18 protein-coding genes are annotated in these 22,136 nt (G+C 66.9%); 11 read left to right on the top strand and 7 right to left on the bottom strand.

Annotated elements, in window-relative coordinates:
* Positions 1-888, bottom strand: a complete 888-nt coding sequence (locus CAP37_RS00340) for a DMT family transporter (RefSeq protein WP_086122329.1) — start codon at positions 886-888, stop codon at positions 1-3.
* 120 nt (positions 889-1,008) lie between these two features.
* On the opposite strand from CAP37_RS00340, the gene pyrF reads away from it, so the two are divergent.
* The 5 genes from pyrF (at position 1,009) to CAP37_RS00315 (ending at position 6,679) form a co-directional block, all read left to right on the top strand.
* The gene (gene pyrF / locus CAP37_RS00335) at positions 1,009-1,848 is read left to right on the top strand and encodes an orotidine-5'-phosphate decarboxylase (RefSeq protein ID WP_086122328.1); all 840 of its coding nucleotides are present in this window, start codon (positions 1,009-1,011) and stop codon (positions 1,846-1,848) included.
* Between the two features lie 153 nt (positions 1,849-2,001).
* Positions 2,002-3,840: a DUF1800 family protein gene (locus tag CAP37_RS00330; protein ID WP_086122327.1), complete on the top strand. Its 1,839-nt coding sequence runs from the start codon at positions 2,002-2,004 to the stop codon at positions 3,838-3,840.
* 10 nt (positions 3,841-3,850) lie between these two features.
* Complete coding sequence (locus tag CAP37_RS00325; RefSeq protein WP_086122326.1) at positions 3,851-5,311, top strand: DUF1501 domain-containing protein; 1,461 nt, start codon at positions 3,851-3,853, stop codon at positions 5,309-5,311.
* Between the two features lie 52 nt (positions 5,312-5,363).
* Entirely contained in the window at positions 5,364-6,065 is a 702-nt protein-coding gene (locus CAP37_RS00320; protein ID WP_086122325.1) for a glutathione S-transferase family protein, read from the top strand.
* On the top strand, positions 6,062-6,679 hold the full coding sequence (locus CAP37_RS00315; protein ID WP_086122324.1) for a glutathione S-transferase family protein: 618 nt from the start codon (positions 6,062-6,064) through the stop codon (positions 6,677-6,679). The genes CAP37_RS00320 and CAP37_RS00315 overlap by 4 nt, the downstream gene beginning before the upstream one ends.
* A gap of 12 nt (positions 6,680-6,691) precedes the next feature.
* Here CAP37_RS00315 and CAP37_RS00310 read toward each other — a convergent pair whose 3' ends face one another.
* The gene (locus CAP37_RS00310; protein ID WP_179190094.1) at positions 6,692-8,251 is read right to left on the bottom strand and encodes a CYTH and CHAD domain-containing protein; all 1,560 of its coding nucleotides are present in this window, start codon (positions 8,249-8,251) and stop codon (positions 6,692-6,694) included.
* A gap of 178 nt (positions 8,252-8,429) precedes the next feature.
* On the opposite strand from CAP37_RS00310, the gene CAP37_RS00305 reads away from it, so the two are divergent.
* Positions 8,430-8,966, top strand: coding sequence for an RcnB family protein (locus CAP37_RS00305; protein WP_218776818.1), 537 nt, complete (start codon positions 8,430-8,432; stop codon positions 8,964-8,966).
* A gap of 6 nt (positions 8,967-8,972) precedes the next feature.
* On the top strand, positions 8,973-9,809 hold the full coding sequence (locus CAP37_RS00300) for a MipA/OmpV family protein (RefSeq protein WP_086122322.1): 837 nt from the start codon (positions 8,973-8,975) through the stop codon (positions 9,807-9,809).
* A 7-nt stretch (positions 9,810-9,816) separates the two neighbouring features.
* On the opposite strand, the gene uvrA is transcribed toward CAP37_RS00300, so the two are convergent.
* Positions 9,817-12,948: an excinuclease ABC subunit UvrA gene (gene uvrA, locus CAP37_RS00295; protein ID WP_086122321.1), complete on the bottom strand. Its 3,132-nt coding sequence runs from the start codon at positions 12,946-12,948 to the stop codon at positions 9,817-9,819.
* A gap of 130 nt (positions 12,949-13,078) precedes the next feature.
* Between uvrA and CAP37_RS00290 the strand changes: the two genes are divergently transcribed.
* Positions 13,079-14,254 (top strand): MFS transporter, encoded by a 1,176-nt coding sequence (locus CAP37_RS00290; protein ID WP_086124744.1) that lies wholly within the window; start codon positions 13,079-13,081, stop codon positions 14,252-14,254.
* On the opposite strand, the gene CAP37_RS00285 is transcribed toward CAP37_RS00290, so the two are convergent.
* A complete protein-coding gene (locus tag CAP37_RS00285; RefSeq protein WP_086122320.1) occupies positions 14,240-15,625 on the bottom strand; it encodes a chloride channel protein in 1,386 nt (461 codons plus the stop codon). The two genes, CAP37_RS00290 and CAP37_RS00285, sit on opposite strands and share 15 nt — an antisense overlap.
* A 124-nt stretch (positions 15,626-15,749) precedes the next feature.
* Between CAP37_RS00285 and ssb the strand changes: the two genes are divergently transcribed.
* Positions 15,750-16,256 (top strand): single-stranded DNA-binding protein, encoded by a 507-nt coding sequence (gene ssb, locus CAP37_RS00280; RefSeq protein ID WP_086122319.1) that lies wholly within the window; start codon positions 15,750-15,752, stop codon positions 16,254-16,256.
* 63 nt (positions 16,257-16,319) lie between these two features.
* On the opposite strand, the gene CAP37_RS00275 is transcribed toward ssb, so the two are convergent.
* Positions 16,320-16,781, bottom strand: a complete 462-nt coding sequence (locus tag CAP37_RS00275; RefSeq protein WP_086124743.1) for an Lrp/AsnC family transcriptional regulator — start codon at positions 16,779-16,781, stop codon at positions 16,320-16,322.
* A gap of 125 nt (positions 16,782-16,906) precedes the next feature.
* Between CAP37_RS00275 and CAP37_RS00270 the strand changes: the two genes are divergently transcribed.
* Positions 16,907-18,424 (top strand): aminotransferase class V-fold PLP-dependent enzyme, encoded by a 1,518-nt coding sequence (locus CAP37_RS00270; RefSeq protein ID WP_086122318.1) that lies wholly within the window; start codon positions 16,907-16,909, stop codon positions 18,422-18,424.
* Between the two features lie 9 nt (positions 18,425-18,433).
* Here the strand turns inward: CAP37_RS00270 and CAP37_RS00265 are convergent, their stop codons facing one another.
* Entirely contained in the window at positions 18,434-20,356 is a 1,923-nt protein-coding gene (locus CAP37_RS00265) for an MFS transporter (RefSeq protein WP_086122317.1), read from the bottom strand.
* Between the two features lie 42 nt (positions 20,357-20,398).
* Entirely contained in the window at positions 20,399-21,214 is an 816-nt protein-coding gene (locus CAP37_RS00260; protein ID WP_086122316.1) for a hypothetical protein, read from the bottom strand.
* Between the two features lie 140 nt (positions 21,215-21,354).
* Here CAP37_RS00260 and CAP37_RS00255 point away from each other — a divergent pair, with 140 nt between their 5' ends.
* Entirely contained in the window at positions 21,355-22,086 is a 732-nt protein-coding gene (locus CAP37_RS00255; RefSeq protein WP_086122315.1) for a helix-turn-helix transcriptional regulator, read from the top strand.
* The last annotated feature ends 50 nt before the right edge of the window (positions 22,087-22,136 follow it).

Genomic DNA, 22,136 nt, shown 5'->3' with positions numbered 1-22,136 from the left:
TCAGCTGCTGGCGCTCCGTGGGGGCCAGAGCACGGTTGCAATGGCAAACAGGATCAGGACTACCGCAGCCCAGTCCTGCCAGTGCAGCACCTCGCCGAGCCAGAGTGCGCCGCTGAACACACCCAGCACTGGAATGAACATCACCGACAGCGTAGAAGCGATCGGGGGCAGATCGCGCGCGAGCGAGAGCCACGCCACCTGCGCAAAGGCGAACACGCCCAGCGCGTTGTAGACAATCGCGCTCCACACCGGCAACGTCGGCCACTTCCAGGCTTCACGCTCGAACACCACGGCCAGCGCGGTCATCCAGAACATGGTGATCACCGTCATCCAGAACGAGATCGTGAGCGTGGATTCCGGCAGCTTCGTGCGGCGCATCATCTGCGTGCCGAAGGCCCAGGCCACCGCCGCCAGCAGCATCAGGGCCACCCCCATCGGCCCGCCGGAGAGCTGCGTGACCTCGTGCCAGAGCAGCAGCACCACGCCAGTGGCCGCCGCCGCCACGCCGCCCCAGGCGCGCCCTGCCAGACGTTGACCAAACCACCACGCACCCACCATGGCGGAGAACACCGGCATGGTGTAGCCCAGGATCGCCGTGCGCCCGCTGGAGAGCGTCTGGATCGCCAGCATCACCAGCGTGTGCCAGATCAGCATGTTGAACAAGGTGAGCACGCCCACCTCGCGCCAGTGCGCACGCTCGATGCGAAACGACACCCGCCGCCACACCAGCACGAGCGCCAGAAACGGCAAACCGATCCACATGCTGAGCGTGCGGAACGTGAGCGGCGGAAAATCGCTCACGCCCAGCTTCATGATGGGCCAGTTGATGCCCCACACCAGCGTGAGCAGAACGAGGACGACGAGTTGCCGGCGGGAGAGGGCTTGCATGAGGCGAACTATAGGGGCCGCAGCGCCGGGCCGCCCCAAGCAAGGCCAACCCCCGCGGGGGGCAGCGACCCGCGCAGCGGTGGAGCGTGGGGGCAAACCCCGGCAACTAGAATTACCTCCATGACTTTTCTCGACAAGCTGAGCAGCGCCGAGCGCCTGAACCGTTCCCTGCTGTGCGTGGGCCTGGACCCCGATCCCGCCCGGTTTCCCGCTCACCTGAAAAACGACGCCAGCCGCATCTACGATTTCTGCGCCGCCATCGTCGAGGCCACGGCCGACACGGCCATTGCGTTCAAGCCCCAGATCGCCTACTTCGCCGCACACCGCGCCGAAGAACAGCTCGAACGCCTGATGGCGTTCATGCGCCGCACCGCGCCGCAAGTGCCGGTGATCCTGGACGCCAAGCGCGGCGACATCGGCAGCACCGCGCAGCAATATGCCATTGAAGCCTTCGAGCGCTACGGGGCCGACGCCGTCACGCTCTCTCCCTTCATGGGCTTCGACTCGGTGCAACCCTATCTGCAATTTCACGGCAAGGGCGCGTTCCTCTTGTGCCGCACCTCCAACCCCGGTGGCGACGACCTGCAGAACCAGCGCCTGGCCTCGGTGGACGGCCAGCCTCTTCTGTATGAACATGTGGCGCGCCTGGCACAAGGCCCGTGGAACCTCAATGGTCAGCTCGGCCTGGTGGTGGGCGCCACCTACCCCGCAGAAATCGAGCGCGTGCGCGCCATTGCACCCACGTTGCCCCTGCTGATTCCTGGTGTGGGCGCACAAGGGGGCGACGCGGTGGCCACTGTGAAAGCCGGCCTGCGCACACAGGGTGAAACCACCACCGGCGCCATCATCGTGAACTCTTCGCGCGCCATTCTGTATGCCTCCAGCGGAGCCGACTTTGCCGCCGCCGCACGCCTCGCCGCGCTGAAAACGCGGGACGAATTGCGCGCCGCGCGCACCTGACTTTCGACCAGCGGCAGCCGCTCAACGCCGAGCGGCATGACCGTCTGGCGGCTGCCGCTCGGGCGCCACACCCACCTGTAACGACTTGAAAATCGGGCTTGTAAAAAAAAGCAGCCACCTAGACTCGCGCTCGTTGAACCGAGGAGGAATCCCATGACGGACATCGAGTCGCCCCCGAAACCCGCCGGCGTTGACGCGCCTGAACATGCACCAGAGTCCATGAACCTGGCGCCACTGGCCACGGCGGCAGCCGCTGCCGCCTTGCTCGCCGCCTGCGGTGGCGGTGGTGGTGGTGGAGACACCCCCGAAGCACCACCCGCCGTTGGGGTGGTCGACTTTCCCACCAGCGGATTCACTCACGCCGCGCCGGCCTCCGACGCCGATGCCGCGCGGTTCCTGCAGCAGGCGCAGTTCTCGTCGACCAACGCGGAAATCACCGAGTTGCGGAACAACGGCAGCTACGCGCAATGGCTCGCCAACCAGTTCGCCAACTACCGAAGCATCACCGGCTGGAACTGGCTCGAAGCGCGTGGGTACGGCGCGGTGGACACGAACCACTATTTCTTCAACCACTACCCCGCCGACTTCATGATCTGGAACCAGCTGCTCAGCGGTCCGGACATGATGCGCAAGCGCGTGGCGCTGGCGCTCTCGGAATTCTTCGTCACTTCACTGACCACGGCCGAGTTCACCTGGCGTGCCCATGCCTATGCCAGCTGGTGGGACACGCTGATGCGCAACGCCTTCGGCAACTACCGCCAGTTGCTCGAAGACGTGACGTTGCATCCGGCGATGGGGTACTTCCTCAACACCAAAGGCAACCAGAAAGAGAACACGTCCACCGGCCGTGTGCCCGACGAGAACTACTCACGCGAGGTGATGCAGCTCTTCAGTCTGGGCGTGTACCGGCTCAACCTGGACGGCTCGGTTCAAACCAGTGGCGGCGTGCCGCTGGAGAGCTACACGCAGGACGACGTGACCAACCTGGCGCGCGTGTTCACGGGTTACGACTTCGACCGCTCCGACAACATCCGCCACACGGTGCCGGGCCAGACCTACACCATCGAGTCCAAGGAGTTCGCGCGCAAGCCAATGTCGCTCAACGCGAGCCGCCACTCCAACCTGGCGGCCACGTTCCTCGGTGTGACGGTGCCGGCGAACACACCGGGTCGCGAGGCGCTGCGCATCGCGCTCGACGCGCTGTACAACCACCCGAACGTGGGCCCGTTCTTCGCGCGCCAGATGATCCAGCGGCTGGTGACGAGCAACCCCAGTCCGGCCTACGTGGCGCGGGTGGCGGCTCGCTTCAACAACAACGGTTCGGGTGTGCGGGGCGATCTGAAAGCGGTCTGGGTGGCGATCTTGCTCGACGACGAGGCGCGCGGCCAGCAGTCGCTGCAAAGCACCACCTTCGGCAAACTGCGTGAACCCATGGTGCGCTTCGTGCAGTGGGCGCGCACCTTCGGGGGCACGTCGCTTGCCGGCAGCTGGAAGATCTTCGAACTGGTGAACCCGGCAAACCAGATCGGCCAGAGCCCTTTGCGACCGCCTTCGGTGTTCAACTTCTTCCGCCCCGGTTACGTGCCCCCGGGCACGGCGCTTTCGGCATCGGGCGCCACCGCACCTGAGTTCCAGCTTGTCAATGAAACGTCGGTGGGCGGTTACCTCAACTTCATGCAGGGATTGATCGAGCGCGGCATCAACTGCCCCAACCCGGGCGTGCCGCAGGCGGCCTACAACAACTACGCCTACGACGTGGTGGCCAACTACGCCCGCGAACTCACGTTGGTGACCAATGCCACCGCGCTGGTCGATCACCTCGCGCTGGTGCTCACCGCCGGCCAGCTCTCCGCCAACTCCCGACAACTGATGGTGACAGCGCTCAACGCCACACCTGTGGATGGCACCAGCTCCGACACCGTGAGGCGCCGGCGCGTGTGGGCGGCGATCCTGATGGTGATGGCTTCGGCCGAATACCTGATCCAGAAGTAAGGGGCACACCATGCATTTCATTCAACCCGACAAACACACACGCCGCGCCTTCCTGCGCCGTGCCGGTCAACTCGCCTTCACGGGCGCGGCGCTGCCCACCGCGCTGAACCTCGCGGCCATGGCCGATGCCGCCGCCTTCGATGCCACCGACTACAAAGCCCTGGTCTGCGTGTTCCTCAACGGGGGCAACGACTACGCCAACACCGTCATCAACTACGACAACGCCAGCTACGACCAGTACAGCGCGATTCGTGGTGGTGGTGCGGGCCGCACGGCGGGTGGCATTGCGCTGGCGCAGGCCGACCTCACCCCCACGCTGCTCAACCCCACCGTGGCGCTCCCCGGCGGCAAGCAGTACGCCATGCACCCCGCCATGACCGGGCTGGCCGGCCTGTTCAACAGCGGTGCCGCGGCGGTGCAGCTCAACGTGGGGCCGCTGGTGGTGCCCATCACGCGGCAGCAGTACCAGGGCAGCAACCGCACGCTCTACCCCATTCCACCCAAGCTGTTCTCGCACAACGACCAGCAATCGGTGTGGCAGTCGTCGCAACCCGAAGGCGCCACCACCGGCTGGGGCGGCCACATCGGCGACCTTGCGCTGTCCTCCAACACCAGCCGCGTGCTCACCTGCATTTCAGTCACGGGCAACACGGTGTTCCTGTCGGGCGATTCCGCGCTGTCCTACCAGGTCAGCACCGGCGGCGCGGTGAAGATCAACGCGCTCAACGGCAATGTGTACAACTCGGCGGCCGTGCGCGGCGCCATGACGCAGCTGGCGCTGCAGACGCGCACGCACGTGCTGGAGAACGAATACAACCTCGTGACCGCACGCGCCGTGGGTGCCGAGAGCGCCATCACCGCCGCATTGGCCAGCTACCCCGCCAACGGCGCCGCGTTCAGCGCCTTCCCCACCGGCAACAACCTGGCCGATCAGCTCAAGCTGGTGGCGCGCCTCATTGCGGCGCGCAACGATCTGGGCAACCGCCGCCAGGTGTTCTTCGTCTCCATGGGCGGCTTCGATCTGCACGACAACCTGATTGGTGGCCAGGCCACGCTGATGGGCAGGCTGAGCGCGGCGCTCACTGCGTTCCACGCCTCCACCGTGGCGCTGGGCGTGGCCAACCAGGTGACCGCATTCACCGCTTCGGACTTCGGCCGCACGCTCACCTCCAACGGCGACGGCTCCGATCACGGCTGGGGCAGCCACCACTTCATGGTGGGTGGCGCGGTGCGCGGCAAGGCCTTCTACGGCAAGGCGCCGCCGGTGAGCGTGACGAACTCCAGCGTGGACGCCAACGACCAGTGGCACGTGGGCCAGGGCCGCCTTCTGCCCAGCACGTCGGTGGACCAGTACGCCGGCACCATGGCCACCTGGTTCGGCGTGCAGGGCGCCGAGATGAACGGCATCCTGCCGAACCTGACCAACTTCAACAGCGTCGACTACCCCCGCGATCTCGGCTTCATGGCCTGAAAGAATTTCGCATCGGCGATAGGATGGCCCCTGGTTTTCAACAGGGCCCTCCATGATCGACCTCTACACCGCCGCCACGCCCAACGGACACAAGGTGTCCATCGCGCTGGAAGAACTGGGCCTGCCCTACACGCTGAAGGTGATCGACCTCACCGCCGGCGAACAGCGCACACCGGCGTTTCTGGCCCTCAATCCGAACGGGCGCATTCCCGCCATCGTCGATCGCGAGGCCGACGACTTCGCGGTGTTCGAGTCGGGCGCGTGCCTGATCTACCTGGCTGAAAAAACCGGGCGCCTCATGCCCACCGATGTCAAAGGCCGCTCGCGCGTTCTGCAGTGGCTCATGTTCCAGATGGGCGGGATTGGTCCGATGATGGGCCAGGCCAATGTGTTCTTCCGCTACTTCCCTGAGAAGATTCCCGCCGCCATCGACCGCTACCAGGGCGAGTGCAAGCGCCTGTTCCGCGTGCTCGACGGCCATCTGCAACAGCACGAATACCTGGCCGGCGATTACTCCATTGCCGACATCGCCAACTGGGCCTGGGTGCGCACACACCGGTGGTCGGGTGTGGAGATCGACGACCTGCCGCATCTGAAACGCTGGCGCGATGCGATCCGCCAGCGTGCGGCGGTGCAGCGCGGCATTGAACAACCGCCATCGAAGGTGGACCTGACGCGCGACGGCGACGAGGCCGCCAAGCGCTTTTCCGAGCAAGCCCGCACGATGGTGGAAACCGGCCGGGGCACCGCATGAAGCTCTATGTGGCGCCACGCGCGCCGAACCCGCGCCGCGTGCAGATGTTCATGGCCGAGAAGGGTATCGAGCACATCGAGCAGGTCAACGTGGACCTCAATGCCAGTGAGCACAAGGCCGCCGAATTCCGGCACAAGAGCGCGCTGGCGCGCGTGCCGGTGCTGGAACTGGACGACGGCCGCACGCTGAGCGAAACCCGCGCCATCTGCACCTGGCTGGAAGGCCACCAGCCCACGCCCAACCTGATGGGCGTGGACGCCGACGAACGCGCCTTCATCGAAATGGCCGATCGGCGCATGGAGTGGTACCTCATGCTGCCGCTGGCCAACGCAATTCGCCACACCCACCCGGGTCTGGCGCCACTGGAGCAACCGCAGTTTGCCGAGTTCGGCCAGTCTCAGTTGCCCAAAGCCATGGAAACCGCCGCCTGGCTGGATGCCGAACTGCAGCGCCACGAATGGGTGGCGGGAGATCGATTCACGATTGCAGACATCACGGCCTTCTGCTCGGTGGAGTTCGCGCGTTTGCTGCGCTTCAAGCCGTCTGAATCGGGGCTGCACGCGCTGCAGGCCTGGCGCGATCGCGTCGCCGCGCGGCCGAGTGCGCAGGCCTGACGCCGCAGGGCTCTAGCGCCAGGGCGTGGAGGTCTGCTCCAGCGCTTCTTCCATCGCCGGCAAGGCTTGCAAACCGGTGTCCAGCCGCTGCTGCAGCCCCGCCTGCAAACCCGCCACCACCGAAGGCGCGAGCGTGGCCGGGGCGTGAGCCAGCAGGCCCTGTGCGGTGCTCAGGTCGTTGAGGCCGCCGAGCAAGGCCTGCGCGTCCGACAAGGCAGCGGCGCTGCGGGCCAGCCCTTTGGCCGGCAGCAGGCTGCCGAGAAACTCCTGCGAATAGCGCAGCTTCTTGAGCGCGATGCGCAGCTCGTGCCGGCCCTCCGGGCCCAGCCGCCGTGCCTGGCGGGCCTCGCGCCGCAAGCCCGCGTGGCCTTTGCGGAGGGTGTCGTGCGCCCAACGCGCCAGCCCCTCATCGGGCCACGGCGAACCGGCTGGCGGATCGGCCGGCTGCAGGCTCAGCACCGCGCGGGTGAAGGCGAGCAGGCGCAAGGCGTGCGCGCTGTCGCTGAGCGCATGGTCCGCGCGCTCGCAAGCTGCCTGGCGTTCGGTGCTCACCCAGGCCAGCAAGGCGTCCATCTGATCGGTGGATGTGGAATTGGTTGGCAGTTCGGCCAGCAGGCCGGGCAGCCACTCGGTGGCGAACACGTCCCAGTTGCGCGCGTCACCGAGCTCGTTGGCCAGGCGCTTCCACTCGCCGGCCCAGTGGCGGGCGAAACGCATCGGCAGGTGCGGCTGGAACAGGCGCAGGCCAGTGCGCAGGCGGCGCAGCGCCACACGCGCCTGGTGCACGAACTCGGGATCGGGCGGGGCCCCGTCCGGCCCGTGCTGGCACACACCGCCTTCATTGGCCTGCAGGTGCGCCAGGCACCCGAGCGCAGCGGCGCGAAAGGCCTGCACGGGGTGCATGCCGGGATCGAGCTGAAGCGGTGTGGCCTTCTGCGGCTGCGCCCGCTCACCCATGAAAAGTGCGTAGCCGCGTTCGGCCTTGCTGCGGTTGGCCGGCAACAGCCGCAGCCCTTCAGTGGCACGACCTTTGGGTCCCAGGGCCAGCGTGTGGGCGAGGTCCAGCAGGGCATCCACCGAGCCCGACAGCAGCTCCAGTTCGAGCTCGAGGATGGGCTGGCGCAGGCTGCCGGTGGCAATGAAACCCTGGTCCAGCGCAACCTCCACCTGCGCGCCGCCGTGCGTGATCAGCCAGGTGCGGCGCGTGAAGTCGGTGCGGAACACCGGCACCAGTTGCCAGGCCACGCGGATCAGTTGCTGGGCCAGCGCCTCGTCGTCCACCAGCGCCGCGAAATCGAACGCGCCGGGCCGCGTGGTGGCCTCCCATTCGCCGCGCCGAGAGAGTCCGCCCACCGAGGTGCCCGCCGTCTTCACGGTGAGCAGCGTGCGTCGGCCCACGCGGCGCTCGCGCACGGCCATGCGCTGGGCGCGAAGCGCCAGCGTGGAGGTGTCGAAATAGGTGTTGAGCAGGCGCTCGCGCCGGGGGGCCTGCTGGGTGAGCAGGGGATGGGCCAGCAGACGTGGCAGGTCCTGCGGGTGCAGCTCGAGCTTGAGTTCGGTTTCCAGGGACATGGGGGAGAGTGGCGAACCGGGGGTGCAAAACGGCGAGTCTGCCAGCATGGGCCCGATCGCACCACCTCGGTACCGTGACACAGGCGCGCGATTACAGCCTGTAACCGCGTTTTGAAGGCTGGGGTCGACAATCACTCACCCGGCCATTGAAGCTGGGATCACCCTATGAAGCCCCACCATGATCTCTTCTGCAACCCCGCGTATCTCCGCTCTCGCCCTGGTCCTTGGCATCGCCATGGGCGTGGGCACCACCTCAGCGCTGGCCGAAAAACCCGATTGGGCCGGCAAGCCCGGCAAAGGCGAAAAGCACAAGAAGGAACTTCAGCACGACGACCGCGCCCCCAGCCGCGATCGGGACCGCGGATCTTCGTCATCGAACATCGCCATCAACGTGCAGATCGGTGGCTACTTCGGCGAGCCCCAGCGCATGGCCGCGCGCGAGTACTACGCACCGCGCTTCCAGGCCGGCAACTGCCCACCGGGCCTGGCCAAAAAGAACAACGGCTGCCTGCCCCCCGGCCAGGCGAAGAAGTGGCAGCTGGGTCGCCCGCTGCCGCGCGACGTGGTGTATTACCCCGTGCCCAGCGGCGTCTCGATCCAGCTCGGCCTGCCGCCGTCGGGTCACAAATACGTGCGCGTCGCGGCCGACATCCTGCTCATCGCCATCGGCACGGGCCTGGTGGTGGATGCGATTGAAGATCTGGGTCGCCTCTGATCGACCATGCCGCGAGCCCACGCCGCGTCGAAAACGCTGCAGGCCGGGCTGCTGTGCCTTGCCGGCGTGGCCCATGCCGATGAGCCGCCTGCACCTGCCGTGCTCGAAGCCAGTCGCGACTATTTGATCGGTGTCTCGGTCGTTTCTTCTGCTGCGCAACTGGGCAGCGACACCAGCCAGAGCACACGCGCCCGCCCCATGTGGGCCTTTCAACTCGGGCGCTTCCGCTTCGCAAGCTCGGGCGCCAGCGCCCTGCTCACCCAGGGCCGCCAGACCGTGGACACCGGGGTGAGCACGGTGGTGGCCGGCAGCGATCGCTGGTCGCTCAGCACCTCGTTGCGCATCGACGAAGGCCGTTCCTGGGACGGTGACGCCCGCTTGAGAGGCTTGCCCGACGTCCGCGGCACGCTGCGCGGACGCGTAACCGCCAACGTGGCCCTGAGCAAACGCTGGAGCGCATCCGTGCGCGGCTCGCAGGACCTGCTCGGGCGCGAAGGCGGCCTGCGCATCGACAGCGGTCTGGGCTATCGCCATCCCATCTCGTCGCAAACGCATTGGGACCTGTCGCTGGGCGCCGGCTGGGCCAACGCCACCTACGCCAACACGCACTACGGCATCGCCCCCGAGGCCGCCCTGGCCACCGGCCTGCCGGCCTACGGCCTCGGCTCGGGATGGGACAGCGCCTCTGTCGGCTGGCGCCTGACCTCGGCGCTGAACCGGAACTGGGTCATGTACGGCGGCCTCGGCGCATCGCAGTTGCAGGGCGCAGCAGCGCGCAGTCCGCTGGTGGGGCGAAAGACGGTCTACAGCGCGACGGTGGGGCTGGCGTACCGGAACAACTGAGCGGCAGTCAGTCCGGGTTGACGCGCTCCAGCAACCGCCGCAGGTAGTGCCCCGTGTGGCTGGCCGCATTCGCCGCCACGTCTTCCGGCGTGCCTTGTGCCACCACCGTGCCACCGCCCGCACCGCCTTCGGGGCCCATGTCGATCACCCAGTCGGCGGTCTTGATGACGTCCAGGTTGTGTTCGATCACCACGATGGTGTTGCCGGCGTCGCGCAGCTGGTGCAGCACCTTGAGCAGCAGTTCGATGTCAGCGAAGTGCAGGCCGGTGGTGGGTTCATCGAGGATGTAGAGCGTGCGGCCGGTGTCGCGCTTGGAGAGTTCGAGCGCGAGCTTGACGCGCTGCGCTTCGCCACCCGAGAGCGTGGTGGCGCTCTGGCCGAGCTGGATGTAGGACAGGCCGACGTCGAGCAGGGTCTGCAGCTTGCGGTGCAGCGTGGGCACGGCGCTGAAGAAGGCGTGTGCCTGTTCCACAGTCATGTCCAGAATCTGCGCGATGTTGCGGCCCTTGTACTGCACGTCCAGCGTTTCGCGGTTGTAGCGCTGGCCGCGGCAGACCTCGCAGGGCACGTAGACGTCGGGCAGAAAGTGCATCTCGACCTTGACCACGCCATCGCCCTGGCAGGCCTCGCAGCGGCCACCCGCCACGTTGAAGCTGAAGCGGCCCGGGCCGTAGCCGCGTTCGCGCGCGGTGGGCACCTCGGCCATGAGTTCGCGAATGCCGGTGAACAGCCCGGTGTAGGTGGCCGGGTTGCTGCGCGGCGTGCGGCCGATGGGCGACTGGTCCACATTGATGACCTTGTCGAAATGCTCGATGCCTTCGATCGCCTCGTGCGCGGCGGGCTCTTCGTGCGAGCGGTACAGCGTGCGCGAAACGGCGGCGTACAGCGTGTCGTTGACGAGCGTGGACTTGCCCGAACCAGAAACGCCCGTGACGCAGGTGAGCAGGCCCACCGGGAAGGCCGCACTCACCCCGTGGAGGTTGTGCCCGCTGGCGTTGACCACGCGGATTTCCTGCAGCTCGCCCAGCGTGGCCTGGTGCGCGGCTTCGCGCGCGGCGCGGCGCTCGGCGGCCGGGCTGGGCGGAAACTTGGGTTTCGGCGCAACGGCCGCGCCGGCCTTGTGCACCACGGGCAGCCAAGGCGTGCGGCGCTCCGGCACGGCAATGCGGCGCGCGCCGCTGAGGTACTGGCCGGTGAGCGAGCCGGGCGCGGCCATCACGTCGGCACAACTGCCTTGCGCCATCACGCGGCCACCGTGCACGCCTGCGCCAGGTCCCATGTCGATCACGTGATCGGCGGTGCGAATCATGTCTTCGTCGTGCTCGACCACGATCACCGTGTTGCCCAAGTCGCGCAGGTGCTGCAGGGTGCCGATGAGCCGATCGTTGTCGCGCTGATGCAGGCCGATGCTGGGCTCGTCGAGCACGTACATCACGCCCGTGAGGCCACTGCCGATCTGGCTGGCCAGGCGGATGCGCTGCGCCTCGCCACCGGAGAGCGTGTCGGCGCTGCGGTCGAGGCTCAGGTAGTTCAAACCGACGTCGTTCAGAAACTTCAGGCGCTGGCGTATTTCGTTGATCACGCGCGCGGCGATATCGGCCTTGGACCCTTTGAGCTCCAGACGCTGGAAGTAGCTGAGCGCTTCGCCCAGCGTGACGTGGCTGATCTTGTAGATGGGCTGCTTCTGGTCGCCCTCGCCCACGAACACGTGGCGCGCCTCGCGGCGCAGGCGCGAACCACCGCAGTCCGGGCAAGGCTGCACGGCGCGGTAACGCGCCAGCTCTTCGCGCACGGCCACGCTGTCGGTCTCGCGGTAGCGGCGCTCGAAGTTGCGGATGATGCCTTCGAAGGGGTGCTTCTTAGTGATGCGCTTGCCCGCGCGTTCGCCCGATTCCAGCGCATAGGAGAACTTCACGTCTTCCGTGCCCGAACCGTAGAGCAGCACCTGCCGCACGGCATCGGGCAGCGACTCCCACGGCGCCTCGGTGTCGAACTTGTAGTGAGCCGCCAGGCTTTCGATCATGGCGAAGTAGTAGCCGTTGCGGCGGTCCCAGCCTTTGATGGCGCCACTGGCCAGACTCAGGGTGGGAAAGGCCACCACTCGCGCCGGGTCGAAGAACTCGGTGTGGCCCAGGCCATCGCACGTGGGGCAAGCGCCCATGGGGGAGTTGAAAGAGAACAGGCGCGGTTCCAGCTCGCCCACGGTGTAGTGGCACAGCGGGCAGGCGAAGCGTGCGGAGAACGTGTGCTCATGCGGCGCCGCCTTGGTGTCTTCCTCGCCGTCCATTTCCATGGCGATGGCCTTGCCATCGGCCAGACGCAGCGCAGCCTCAAAGCTCTCCGCCAGCCGCTGCCGAAGTGGATTGACCCCTTCGTCTTCGCCATCGGTGCGAACCTTGATGCGGTCGATCACCACGTCGATGTTGTGCTTCTCGGTCTTCTTCAGCGCCGGCAGGGCGTCGAACTCGAGCACCGCGCCATCAACGCGGAAACGCACATAACCCTGGGCCTGCATGTCGGCAAACAGCTCGACGAACTCGCCCTTTTTCTCGCGCGCCACGGGCGCCAGGATCATCAGGCGTGTGCCTTCGGGCAGGGCCAGCACGGCGTCCACCATCTGCGCCACGCTCTGCGAGGTGAGCGGCAGGTCGTGATCGGGGCAATGCGGCGTGCCGGCACGCGCGAACAGCAGGCGCAGGTAGTCGTGAATCTCGGTCACCGTGCCCACGGTGGAGCGCGGGTTGTGGGAAGTCGCCTTCTGCTCGATGGCAATGGCCGGCGAGAGACCCTCGATCAGGTCCACGTCGGGCTTGTCCATGAGCTGAAGGAACTGGCGCGCGTAGGCAGACAGGCTTTCCACGTAGCGCCGCTGGCCTTCGGCGTACAGCGTGTCGAACGCCAGGCTGGACTTGCCCGAACCCGACAGCCCGGTGATGACCACCAGCGAATGCTTGGGGATGTCGAGGTCGATGTTCTTGAGGTTGTGCGTGCGCGCGCCGCGCACCGACAAAAAGGCACTGGCGTGGCGCAACGCCGGGGCCAGATCGGTAAGGTTCAGGGCCGGTGGCAGGTTCTGGTTCAAGGCGCGCTCGGGGGTGTTCAGGGCAACCCGACATGATAAGCCGGCCTGTGTTTTCATGCGAACCCACCCGGTGCGCCCGGCGCTTTCGCTGACAATACCGCTCTCCCGCCCACCCGCCGCTCCTGCCTTGTCGTCCCCCCAACCCGCCCTTTCACACCCGGTGTCCGAGCCGAACGCCAGCATGCGCATGACGCCTGCCGAGCGCCGCGCCAGCGGGGCGCTGGCTTCCATTTACGCGCTTCGCATGCTGGGCCTGTTCCTGGTGTTGCCGGTGTTCGCCCTGCAGGCCCGCCACTACCCTGGGGGTGACGACCCCGCCCTGGTGGGCCTGGCCATGGGCATCTACGGGCTCACACAGGCGCTGCTGCAGGTGCCGCTGGGCATGGCGTCGGACCGCCTCGGCCGCAAGCCGGTGATCCTGGCCGGGCTCGCGCTGTTCGCCCTGGGCAGCCTGCTGGCGGCCTGGGCGCCCTCGCTCCCCTGGCTGGTGGCGGGGCGCGCGCTGCAGGGCGCGGGCGCCATCTCGGCGGCGGTGACCGCACTGCTGGCCGACCTCACGCGCGACCAGGTGCGCACCAAGTCGATGGCGCTGGTGGGCATCAGCATCGCGCTCATGTTCGCGCTCTCCCTGGTGATGGCACCGCTGCTGGTGCCACACATTGGTCTGGAGGGCCTGTTCGCCCTCACTGCCGTGCTCGCGCTCGCCGGCATGGCGGTGGTGGTCTGGGTGGTGCCACCCGAGCCTGCGTTGCCGCAGGTCGGTGGCCGAGGTGGCCTGCGCGAAGTGCTGGCCAATGCCGAGCTGCTGCGCGTCGATGTGGGCGTGTTCGTGCTGCACGCGGTACAGATCGCCATGTGGATGGCCGTTCCCGCGCTGCTGCTGGAAACCGGCATACCCACAGCCGAACACTGGAAGGTCTACCTGCCCGCCGTGCTGGCTTCGCTGCTGATCATGGGCGGCCTGCTGTTCCGCCTGGAGCGCATGGGCCACTTCAAGGCCGTGTACCTGGGTTCGATCGCGCTCATCGCGCTGGTGCAGCTGGGTTTCCTGTTCAGCCTGCAGGCCCCTTCGCTGTGGCTGGCGGCGCTGCTGCTGTGCCTTTATTTCGTCGGCTTCAACACGCAGGAAGCCAGCCAGCCCAGCCTCGCCTCGCGCCTGGCAGAGCCTCGCCAGCGCGGTGCGGCGCTGGGTGTCTACAACACGCTCATGTCGCTCGGCATTTTTGCCGGCGGCAGCCTGGGGGGTGTGGTGGTCAAGGCCTGGGGCAGCGCCGGCATCTTCGCCGCCAGCGCGGTGCTCATGCTGGTCTGGCTTGTCATCGCGTGGCCGATGAAGCCAGCCGCTTCTTCAACGCAGCGTTGACGGGCCGGTCGTGGGTGGCAAGCCGGTGGCGTCGAGCGGCCGGGGCTCGCGCAGTGAACGCATCATCAGCAAGGACATGGTGCTGTAGAGCGGGCGGCTGATCATGCGAGAGACCAGGCTGGCCAGCAGCGCGCAGGCCATCAGGCTCAGCACCATGTTATGGCCATCGGTCATCTCCATCACGATGATCATGGCGGTGATGGGCGTCTGCGTGACGGCCGCCAGAAAGCCGCACATGCCCAGCGCGATCAGCGCCACCCCATGCGGCGAACCCAGCAGCCAGGCCACATCGGCCCCCAGCCCGGCGCCGATCGACAGGCTCGGCCCGAAGATGCCGCCCGGCACGCCACTCCACGCGGACAGCCACGAAGCCACGAACTTCAGGCCGGTGAACAGGAAAGGCTGATGCCCGCCCTCGGCGTTTGCCGCCTGATCCAGCAGCTCGCGCGTGTGCTCATGCCCCACGCCCACCGTCGCACCGTTGCTGACCACCACAATCAGCGCCACCATGAATCCACAGAAGGCGGCGAAGGTTACCGGCCGCTTGCGGCGGTAGGCGCAAAAACGATCCGGCAGGCCGGTGAACGACGCCAGCATGAGGCGCGACAGCAGGCCGCCCAGCAGACCACAACCGATCGCCACCACGGCGCCCGGCAACAACAGGTTCCACCACGACAACGCATCGGCACGCACGCGACCGAAATACGACAGGTTGCCGAAAGCGGACACGGCCACCAGGCCGGCGATGACGATGGCCGCGAGCATGAGGCCGCTGCTGCGGTCCTGCAGGCGACGCGAGAGCTCTTCGATGGCGAACACGATGCCACCCAGGGGCGTGTTGAACGCGGCGGCAATGCCGGCCGCGCCTCCGGCCACCAGCAGTTCGCGGTCGCTGATGCCCGAGGCGGGCGAGAGCCAGCGCCGCGCGTGCAGCATGATGCCGGCCGCCACCTGCACCGAAGGTCCCTGTCGTCCGATGGAAAGGCCGGCCAGCAAGCCGCCCGAGACCGCCAGGATCTTGGCGATGCTCAGGCGCAGCGACACGAAGCGCGAGCGTTCTTTCAGCGGCGTGGCCGGGTCCAGCGCGGTCAGCACCTGCGGCACGCCCGAGCCGGCCGCACCCGGCGCCCAGCGGCGCACGGCCCACACCACCAGCGCGGTGAGCGCGGGCGTCCACAACAGCGGCGCCCACCACCAGCCACCGCGCAGCTGGCCATAGAGCTCGACCGCGGCGTCTGCCAGCAAGGTGAACAGCACCACGGCGAGACCGGTGAGCACGGCGTAACCGATGACCACCACACGGTCCAGCCACTGACGCATGTCGCCCATCTCGTCGCGCAGGTTCTGCAGGAAGTCGGGTTCGCCTTTCATGGTCGGCCAGTGTAAGGCGCGGCTGTGCGGCGTCCCGGTCGCAGCGCGGCAGTTGCGGCACAATGACAGGTCGTTTTTGCGGCCGCGCCCACGCGGGCTGCCGCCCCCACCTCAGGACACCACCATGGCATCTGTCAACAAAGTCATCCTCGTCGGCAACTGCGGCCGCGACCCCGAAATCCGCTACCTGCCCTCGGGGGGTGCCGTGGCGAACATCAGCATCGCCACCACCAGTCGCCGCAAGGACCGCACCTCCGGCGAGTTCATCGAAGAAACCCAGTGGCACCGCGTCACCTTCTTCGAACGCCTGGCCGAAATCGTGGGCGAATATGTGAAAAAAGGTACCCCCATCTACGTCGAAGGCCGCCTGACCTACCGCAAGTACACCGACAAGGATGGCATCGAGAAAAGCGCCACGGACATCATCGCCAGCGAAATGCAGCTGCTGGGTGGCCGGCAGGGCATGGGCGGCCCCAGCGGTGAGGAAGGCGGCGGTGGCGGTAGCGGTTATTCGCGCCCGGCGGCTGCAGCCCCACGCGCCCCGGCCGCTGCACCGCGCCAGGCCCCGGCAGCAGCACCGGCACGGCAGTCCAGCGGTTTTGATGACATGGACGACGACATTCCGTTCTGATCCTGCCTCCGTTCACGCCAAAGCCCGCTGCCTTTCAGGCACCGGGCTTTTTTCATGGCGTGTTCACTTTGCGTAGGTGAGCGGCAGCGCCGTGGTGAGCTTGAGCTCTTCCATGGCAAAGCTGGAGCTCACGTCGTGCAGGCTGGTGCCATCGGTCAGGCGCTTGTAGACGCGGTCGTAGGCGGCGATGTCCGGCACCACCACCCGCAGCAGATAGTCCACGTCGCCGCTCATGCGGTAGAACTCGACCACTTCGGGAATGGCCTGCACGGTGGCGCGGAACTGCTCGAACCACGCCTGGGTGTGCGTGCTCGTGCGCACCGACACGAAGACCGTCACACCCACGTTGACCTTCTGCGGGTCCACCAACGCCACCTGCCGTGTGATGACGCCCGCCGCCTTGAGGCGCTGGATGCGCCGCCAGCAGGGTGTGGCAGACAGGCCGACCTGCTCGGCAATCTGCGCCACCTGCTGCTCGGCGTCGTGCTGCAGGATATCGAGAATGCGGATGTCGGTGGAATCCATTTTCATAGAATCCATCATAAATGGAACAGCATGCTCTTTTGCGACCATTTCATCGAACAGAAGGCATGTGGGTTCCGCCTGACCCCCAGCAGAATTCCAGGTTACGCCAACACCAGGGATTCAGGATGGATATTTACCTCGACGCCAATGCCACCACACCGGTCCTGCCGCAGGCGCGCGCGACGGCACTGGCTGTGATGGCCGAAACCTTTGGCAACCCGAGCAGCATCCACGTCAGCGGCCTTCGGGCGCGCGCCATGCTGGAACGCGTGCGGGCCAGCGCACACCGCGTGCTGGATGTGCCGACGGGACAGATGTTGTTCACCAGCGGAGCGACGGAGGGCATCCAGACCGCCGTGCTGTCCGCGCTCGTGGAGCTGCGCGGGCGGCGCGACGCTGACGCGAATGCGCCTTCGCTGCTGCTCTACGGCGCCACCGAACACAAGGCCGTGCCAGCGGCGCTGAAGCACTGGAATCAACTGCTGGGGCTGGACTTTCCCATCCTGCCCATTCCCGTGGGCTGCGACGGCCGCCACGATCTGGCCTGGCTCGCCGAACACGCACCCCGCGCCGGGCTGGTCTGCACCATGGCTGCGAACAATGAGACCGGCGTGGTCAGCGACCTCGACGGCATCGAGGCCGCCCTGGGCACCAGCAAAGCCCTGTGGACGGTGGACAGCGTGCAGGCCCTGGGCAAGCTGGACCTGAAACTGGCCGAGCGGCGCATTCACTACGCGCCGTTTTCGGGCCATAAGCTCTATGCGCCCAAGGGCGTGGGCCTGCTGTATGTGCGCGAAGGTGCACCCTTCACGCCCCTGCTCACGGGCGGCGGCCAGGAAGGCGCGCTGCGCGCCGGCACCGAGAACATGGCGGGCATCGCCGCGCTCGGCGCCGTGCTGGACGCGCTGGAGGACGGCCAGACTTTCCACGCCGAGGCAACGCTGCAAGCCCATCGCCAACGCCTCGCCTGCGCACTGCAGGAGGCCTTCCCCGGCCTGGTGTTCAACGCACCTGCCGAGCTGTGCCTGCCCACCACCCTGAACTTCGCCGTGCCGGGCCTGCGTTCCAGTCTGCTGCTGGACGTGTTCGATTCTGCGGGGCTCCGCGTCAGCGGAGGGTCGGCCTGTGGCTCTGCCCAGGCGCAGCCCAGCGAAGTGCTGGAGGCCATGGGGCTTCCAGCCTGGCAGGCGACGGCAGCCGTTCGCCTGTCATTCGGTGCGGCGGATGGCGCCGAATTCATCGACGAGGCCTGTGCGCGCATCCGGGCCTGTGGAGCCACGCTGCGTGCCACACCCTCACTGGTCGACGTGGGGCTGAGTGCATCACGCCTCCATGCCTTGATGCTGGCCCAACCCAGGCCCTTGCTGGTGGACGTGCGTGAGACCAGTGAACATGGCGTGTCCGACGAACCGGCACTGGGTGCGGGGTTTGCGTGCGAGCAGGTTCCCTTGTCCAGCTTGCTGAACCACCTGCCCGATGGGCTCCCATTGCCCGCCGACCTGCCGGTGGTTTTTTTCTGCCGCAGCGGCAACCGCAGCACACTGGCCGCACGCGCATTGCGGCACCGCGGCCACGCCCAGGCGTTCAGTCTGGAAGGCGGGCTGGCGAACTGGACGGTCCACCAAGCCTCCACCCTCTCCTGAAAGCCCGCCTCAGACCAGCAGCGCGCCCACCCGCTGTTGCAGCAGCTCGGGCGACACCGAGCCTGGCGACACGGGTGCTCCGACGTTGAGGCCCACCCGGTTGAACAAACCCCGGCGGAACGGCCGCACCATGGCCACGCGCTCGCCGTCGCGCTCTTCCACGCGACTGAAGAACGAGCCCCAGAGGTTGGTGAGGCCCATGGGAATCACCGGCGGGTGCATGCCCTCGCGTGCAGCGAGTTCCAGGATCTTCATCACACCGCCCTTGAAGGGCTGCAGCTGGCCGTCGCGCGTGATGCCGCCTTCGGGAAATATGGCCAGCAGTTCGCCTTCGCGCAGCGCGGCAGTGGCGGCCCCGAACGCGGCTTCGTAGGCCGCTGGGTCGTCCTTCTGCGGTGCAATGGGAATCGCCTTGGCCAGGCGGAACAAACCGCCAAGCACCGGCACCTTGAAGATGCGGTGGTCCATGAGGAAGCGGATCGGCCGCGGGCTCGCGGCCATGAGCAACACGGCGTCGACAAAGCTCACGTGGTTGCACACGATCACGGCCGCGCCTTCGGTGGGAATCTGAGCGTCGCCCGTGACCCGGAAGCGGTACACGAGGCGCGAAGCGATCCATGCCACGAAGCGCAACAGGTATTCGGGCACCAGCATGAAGATGTAGAACGCCACCACCGCGTTGGCCAGCCCGACCAGCAGGAACATCTGCGGAATGGTGAAGCCGGCCTTGAGCAACGCACCGGCAATCACCGCGCTGGCGATCATGAAGAGCGCGTTGAGGATGTTGTTGGCGGCGATGATGCGTGCGCGGTGCGTGGGCTGGCTGCGCATTTGAATCAGCGCGTACATGGGCACGCTGTACAGGCCGGCGAACAGGCTGAGCAAGGTCAGGTCGGCCAGCACACGCCAGTGGGCCGGCTCCGCCAGGAACTCGGCCACACCGAGGCTGCCCGCAGGCGGCAGACCGCGCGAGGCAAAGTAGAGATCGATCGAAAAGATGCTCATGCCGATGGCGCCCAGCGGCACCAGGCCGATCTCAACATGCCGGCGAGACAGCACTTCGCACAGCAGCGAACCGGTGCCGATGCCGATGGAGAACACGATCAGCAGCAGCGAAGCCACCTGCTCGTTGCCGTGCAGCACTTCTTTGGCGAAGCTGGGGAACTGGCTCAGGAACACCGCGCCGAAGAACCACATCCAGCTGATGCCAAGCACCGAACGAAACACCACGGTGTTGCCGTGCGCCAACTTCAGGTTGCGCCAGGTTTCGGTGAACGGGTTCCAGTTGATCTGGAGGCCCGGGTCGGTGGCGGGCGTGGCCGGCACATAGTGCGACATGGCGCGACCCAGCAGGGCGAGCGCCACGCAGCTGAAGCCGACGTGGTGCGCGCCGATTTCAGGCACGGCGATGATCAATCCACCCGCCAGGTTGCCCAGCAGGATGGCCACGAAGGTGCCCATCTCCACCATGCCGTTGCCACCGGTGAGTTCGCGCTCGCCCAGGTGGTGCGGCAGGTAGGCGAACTTCACCGGGCCGAACAGCGTGGAATGCAGGCCCATCAGAAAGGTGCAGACCAGCAGCAGCGGAATGTTGGCCGAGAAGAACGACCACGCGGCCAGCGCCATGATGAGGATTTCGAGCCGCTTGACGAAGACGATGAGTGTTTTCTTGTCGTACTTGTCGGCCAGTTGCCCACTTGTGGCCGAGAACAGCAGAAAGGGCAGGATGAACAGCGCGCCGATCACCAGGCCGGCCAGCGAAGGCGGCAGCCAGGCGACCTGCAGCTGGTAGGTCACCATCACCGTGAAGGCGAACTTGAACAGGTTGTCGTTGGCTGCGCCGAGGAACTGGGTCCAGAAAAACGGGGCGAAACGGCGCTGCCGGAGCAGTGCAAACTGGCCACCTTCGTGGCTGGATGGGGTTGCAGACATGGGGTCTCCTCCTGTCGGGCTGTGGTTGAGTTGTGGTTGGGTTCAGCGCCGTGCCGCTGGATTCTGCCGTAGCGGCAGGCGCTGGATGGCGACGAGCACCGGCCAGGCCGCCAGCGCTGCCGCCACGTGCTTCAGGCTGTGACCGGAAATCCATTCGCCAGTGGCCTGGAACACGGCGGCGTCGCCCATCTCCAGCGCCTTGGCCAGCGCGTAGAGCGCGATCAGCGCGCCCAGGCGCACGCCGATGGCACCCGCTACCGGGCGCAGGCACGCGGCCCAGACGATGAGCGCCACACCGCCGAACTGCACCACGGCCCAGGGCAACACGTTGGAGTGCGTGAGCGGCAGCACGGCCGACACCAGCGCCGTCAACAGGGTGAGGCCCAGCACCGCAGCAGCGGGGCGTGGCCCCACCCGCTCGGCCACGGCCAGCGACAAGGCACCGGCAAACGCGACCGCCATGCCGATGCGGTCCAGCACCAGGCCCGAAGGGCTGGGCATGGAGTGGTACCACGCGGAGCCCAGCCCGGAGAGCAGCAGACCGAAGAACAAAACCCGCAATGCCCAACCCGTTTCCAGAGACACGCGATGCGATGACATGGCCCACAGACCCGCCACGCCCGCCACCGCCAGCGGCAGGTTGCTCAGCACGTCCATGGCGTTCGGCAAGCCCCAGAGCACCCGCGCATCGGCAAAGGGGTGGCCGTGGGCATGCAGCTGCGTGTGGCCATGCGGGTTGAACGCGAACCCGGCCGCCTGGAGCAGTTCTGGCCCGATCAACAAAGCCAGCAGCCAGAGCACCAGCAACACCCCGCCGATGAGATGCAGCCGGGGGCGGGACGGGGAGAGAGAGGTCATGAGGAAACACCAGAGTTGAGGTGGCCGCAGTGTCTGGCGGCCGCCCTTTCAACAGCATCGATTTCCTATACAGTCGACTCCTTTTCTATTTCAGGTATTGTTTTTCAGTACCCAGTTCAACAGACGCCACAGGAGCCCCCATGAGCACCACCACCGACCTCGTGCTTGCCGTGAAGAAGGAACTGAAGTCCGCGCAAATGACCTATGCCGACCTCGCGCAGGCCATGGGCATGGCCGAATCGAGCGTGAAGCGCATGCTGGCCAAGGGCGACATGTCGCTCTCCCGGGTGGATGCGATCTGCCGTGCGCTCAAGCTGGACTTCGCCGATCTGGCCCGCCGTGTGGCCGACGCGCAGCCCCTGTTGCGCGAGATGACGCAGGAGCAGGAGCGCGCGGTGGTGGCCGACAAGAAGCTGCTGCTGGTGGCGATCTGCGTGCTCAGCCAGTGGACGCTGGAGCAGATCACCACCGCGTACCGCCTGAGCGAGGCCGAGTGTGTGAAGTGCCTGGCGCAGCTCGACCGCATCGGCATCATCGAGCTGCGCCCGCTCAACCGCTACCGCCTCAAACTGGCCAAGACCTTTCGCTGGCGCCCGCACGGTCCGGTGATGAACTACTTCCGCGATCACGCCGTGCTGGACTATTTTTCGGGCGGCTTCGACGGCAGTGGCGAAGGCCTGATGCTGGTCCACGGTTCGGTCAGCCGCACCCTGGCGCCCATGTTTCTGGAGCGCCTGCAGCGCGTGGCACAAGACTTTGCCCAGCAGCACCAGACCGACCAGAAACTGGCCGCAAAAGACCGTGAGGGTTACACGCTGGTGCTGGCCATGCGCAGCTGGGAGTTCGAAGCATTCAGCCAGCTGCGGCGTTGACGGGGTTCACCCTGCTTGCCGGTGCTGCGGACGCTGGCATGATGACGGGC

The sequence above is a fragment of the Hydrogenophaga sp. IBVHS1 genome (assembly GCF_002127265.1).
Classification (GTDB): Bacteria; Pseudomonadota; Gammaproteobacteria; order Burkholderiales; family Burkholderiaceae_C; genus Hydrogenophaga.
The sequence above is the reverse complement of the archived record's forward strand: the minus strand, read 5'-3'. Positions and strand labels throughout refer to the sequence as shown.

Excerpts from the sequence above, each read along its gene's own strand:
- CAP37_RS00340 (WP_086122329.1), bottom strand. The coding sequence starts at position 888 with ATGCAAGCCCTCTCCCGCCGGCAACTCGTCGTCCTCGTTCTGCTCACG.
- pyrF (WP_086122328.1), top strand. The coding sequence starts at position 1,009 with ATGACTTTTCTCGACAAGCTGAGCAGCGCCGAGCGCCTGAACCGTTCC.
- CAP37_RS00330 (WP_086122327.1), top strand. The coding sequence starts at position 2,002 with ATGACGGACATCGAGTCGCCCCCGAAACCCGCCGGCGTTGACGCGCCT.
- CAP37_RS00325 (WP_086122326.1), top strand. The coding sequence starts at position 3,851 with ATGCATTTCATTCAACCCGACAAACACACACGCCGCGCCTTCCTGCGC.
- CAP37_RS00320 (WP_086122325.1), top strand. The coding sequence starts at position 5,364 with ATGATCGACCTCTACACCGCCGCCACGCCCAACGGACACAAGGTGTCC.
- CAP37_RS00315 (WP_086122324.1), top strand. The coding sequence starts at position 6,062 with ATGAAGCTCTATGTGGCGCCACGCGCGCCGAACCCGCGCCGCGTGCAG.
- CAP37_RS00310 (WP_179190094.1), bottom strand. The coding sequence starts at position 8,251 with ATGTCCCTGGAAACCGAACTCAAGCTCGAGCTGCACCCGCAGGACCTG.
- CAP37_RS00305 (WP_218776818.1), top strand. The coding sequence starts at position 8,430 with ATGATCTCTTCTGCAACCCCGCGTATCTCCGCTCTCGCCCTGGTCCTT.
- CAP37_RS00300 (WP_086122322.1), top strand. The coding sequence starts at position 8,973 with ATGCCGCGAGCCCACGCCGCGTCGAAAACGCTGCAGGCCGGGCTGCTG.
- uvrA (WP_086122321.1), bottom strand. The coding sequence starts at position 12,948 with ATGAAAACACAGGCCGGCTTATCATGTCGGGTTGCCCTGAACACCCCC.
- CAP37_RS00290 (WP_086124744.1), top strand. The coding sequence starts at position 13,079 with ATGACGCCTGCCGAGCGCCGCGCCAGCGGGGCGCTGGCTTCCATTTAC.
- CAP37_RS00285 (WP_086122320.1), bottom strand. The coding sequence starts at position 15,625 with ATGAAAGGCGAACCCGACTTCCTGCAGAACCTGCGCGACGAGATGGGC.
- ssb (WP_086122319.1), top strand. The coding sequence starts at position 15,750 with ATGGCATCTGTCAACAAAGTCATCCTCGTCGGCAACTGCGGCCGCGAC.
- CAP37_RS00275 (WP_086124743.1), bottom strand. The coding sequence starts at position 16,781 with ATGGATTCCACCGACATCCGCATTCTCGATATCCTGCAGCACGACGCC.
- CAP37_RS00270 (WP_086122318.1), top strand. The coding sequence starts at position 16,907 with ATGGATATTTACCTCGACGCCAATGCCACCACACCGGTCCTGCCGCAG.
- CAP37_RS00265 (WP_086122317.1), bottom strand. The coding sequence starts at position 20,356 with ATGTCTGCAACCCCATCCAGCCACGAAGGTGGCCAGTTTGCACTGCTC.
- CAP37_RS00260 (WP_086122316.1), bottom strand. The coding sequence starts at position 21,214 with ATGACCTCTCTCTCCCCGTCCCGCCCCCGGCTGCATCTCATCGGCGGG.
- CAP37_RS00255 (WP_086122315.1), top strand. The coding sequence starts at position 21,355 with ATGAGCACCACCACCGACCTCGTGCTTGCCGTGAAGAAGGAACTGAAG.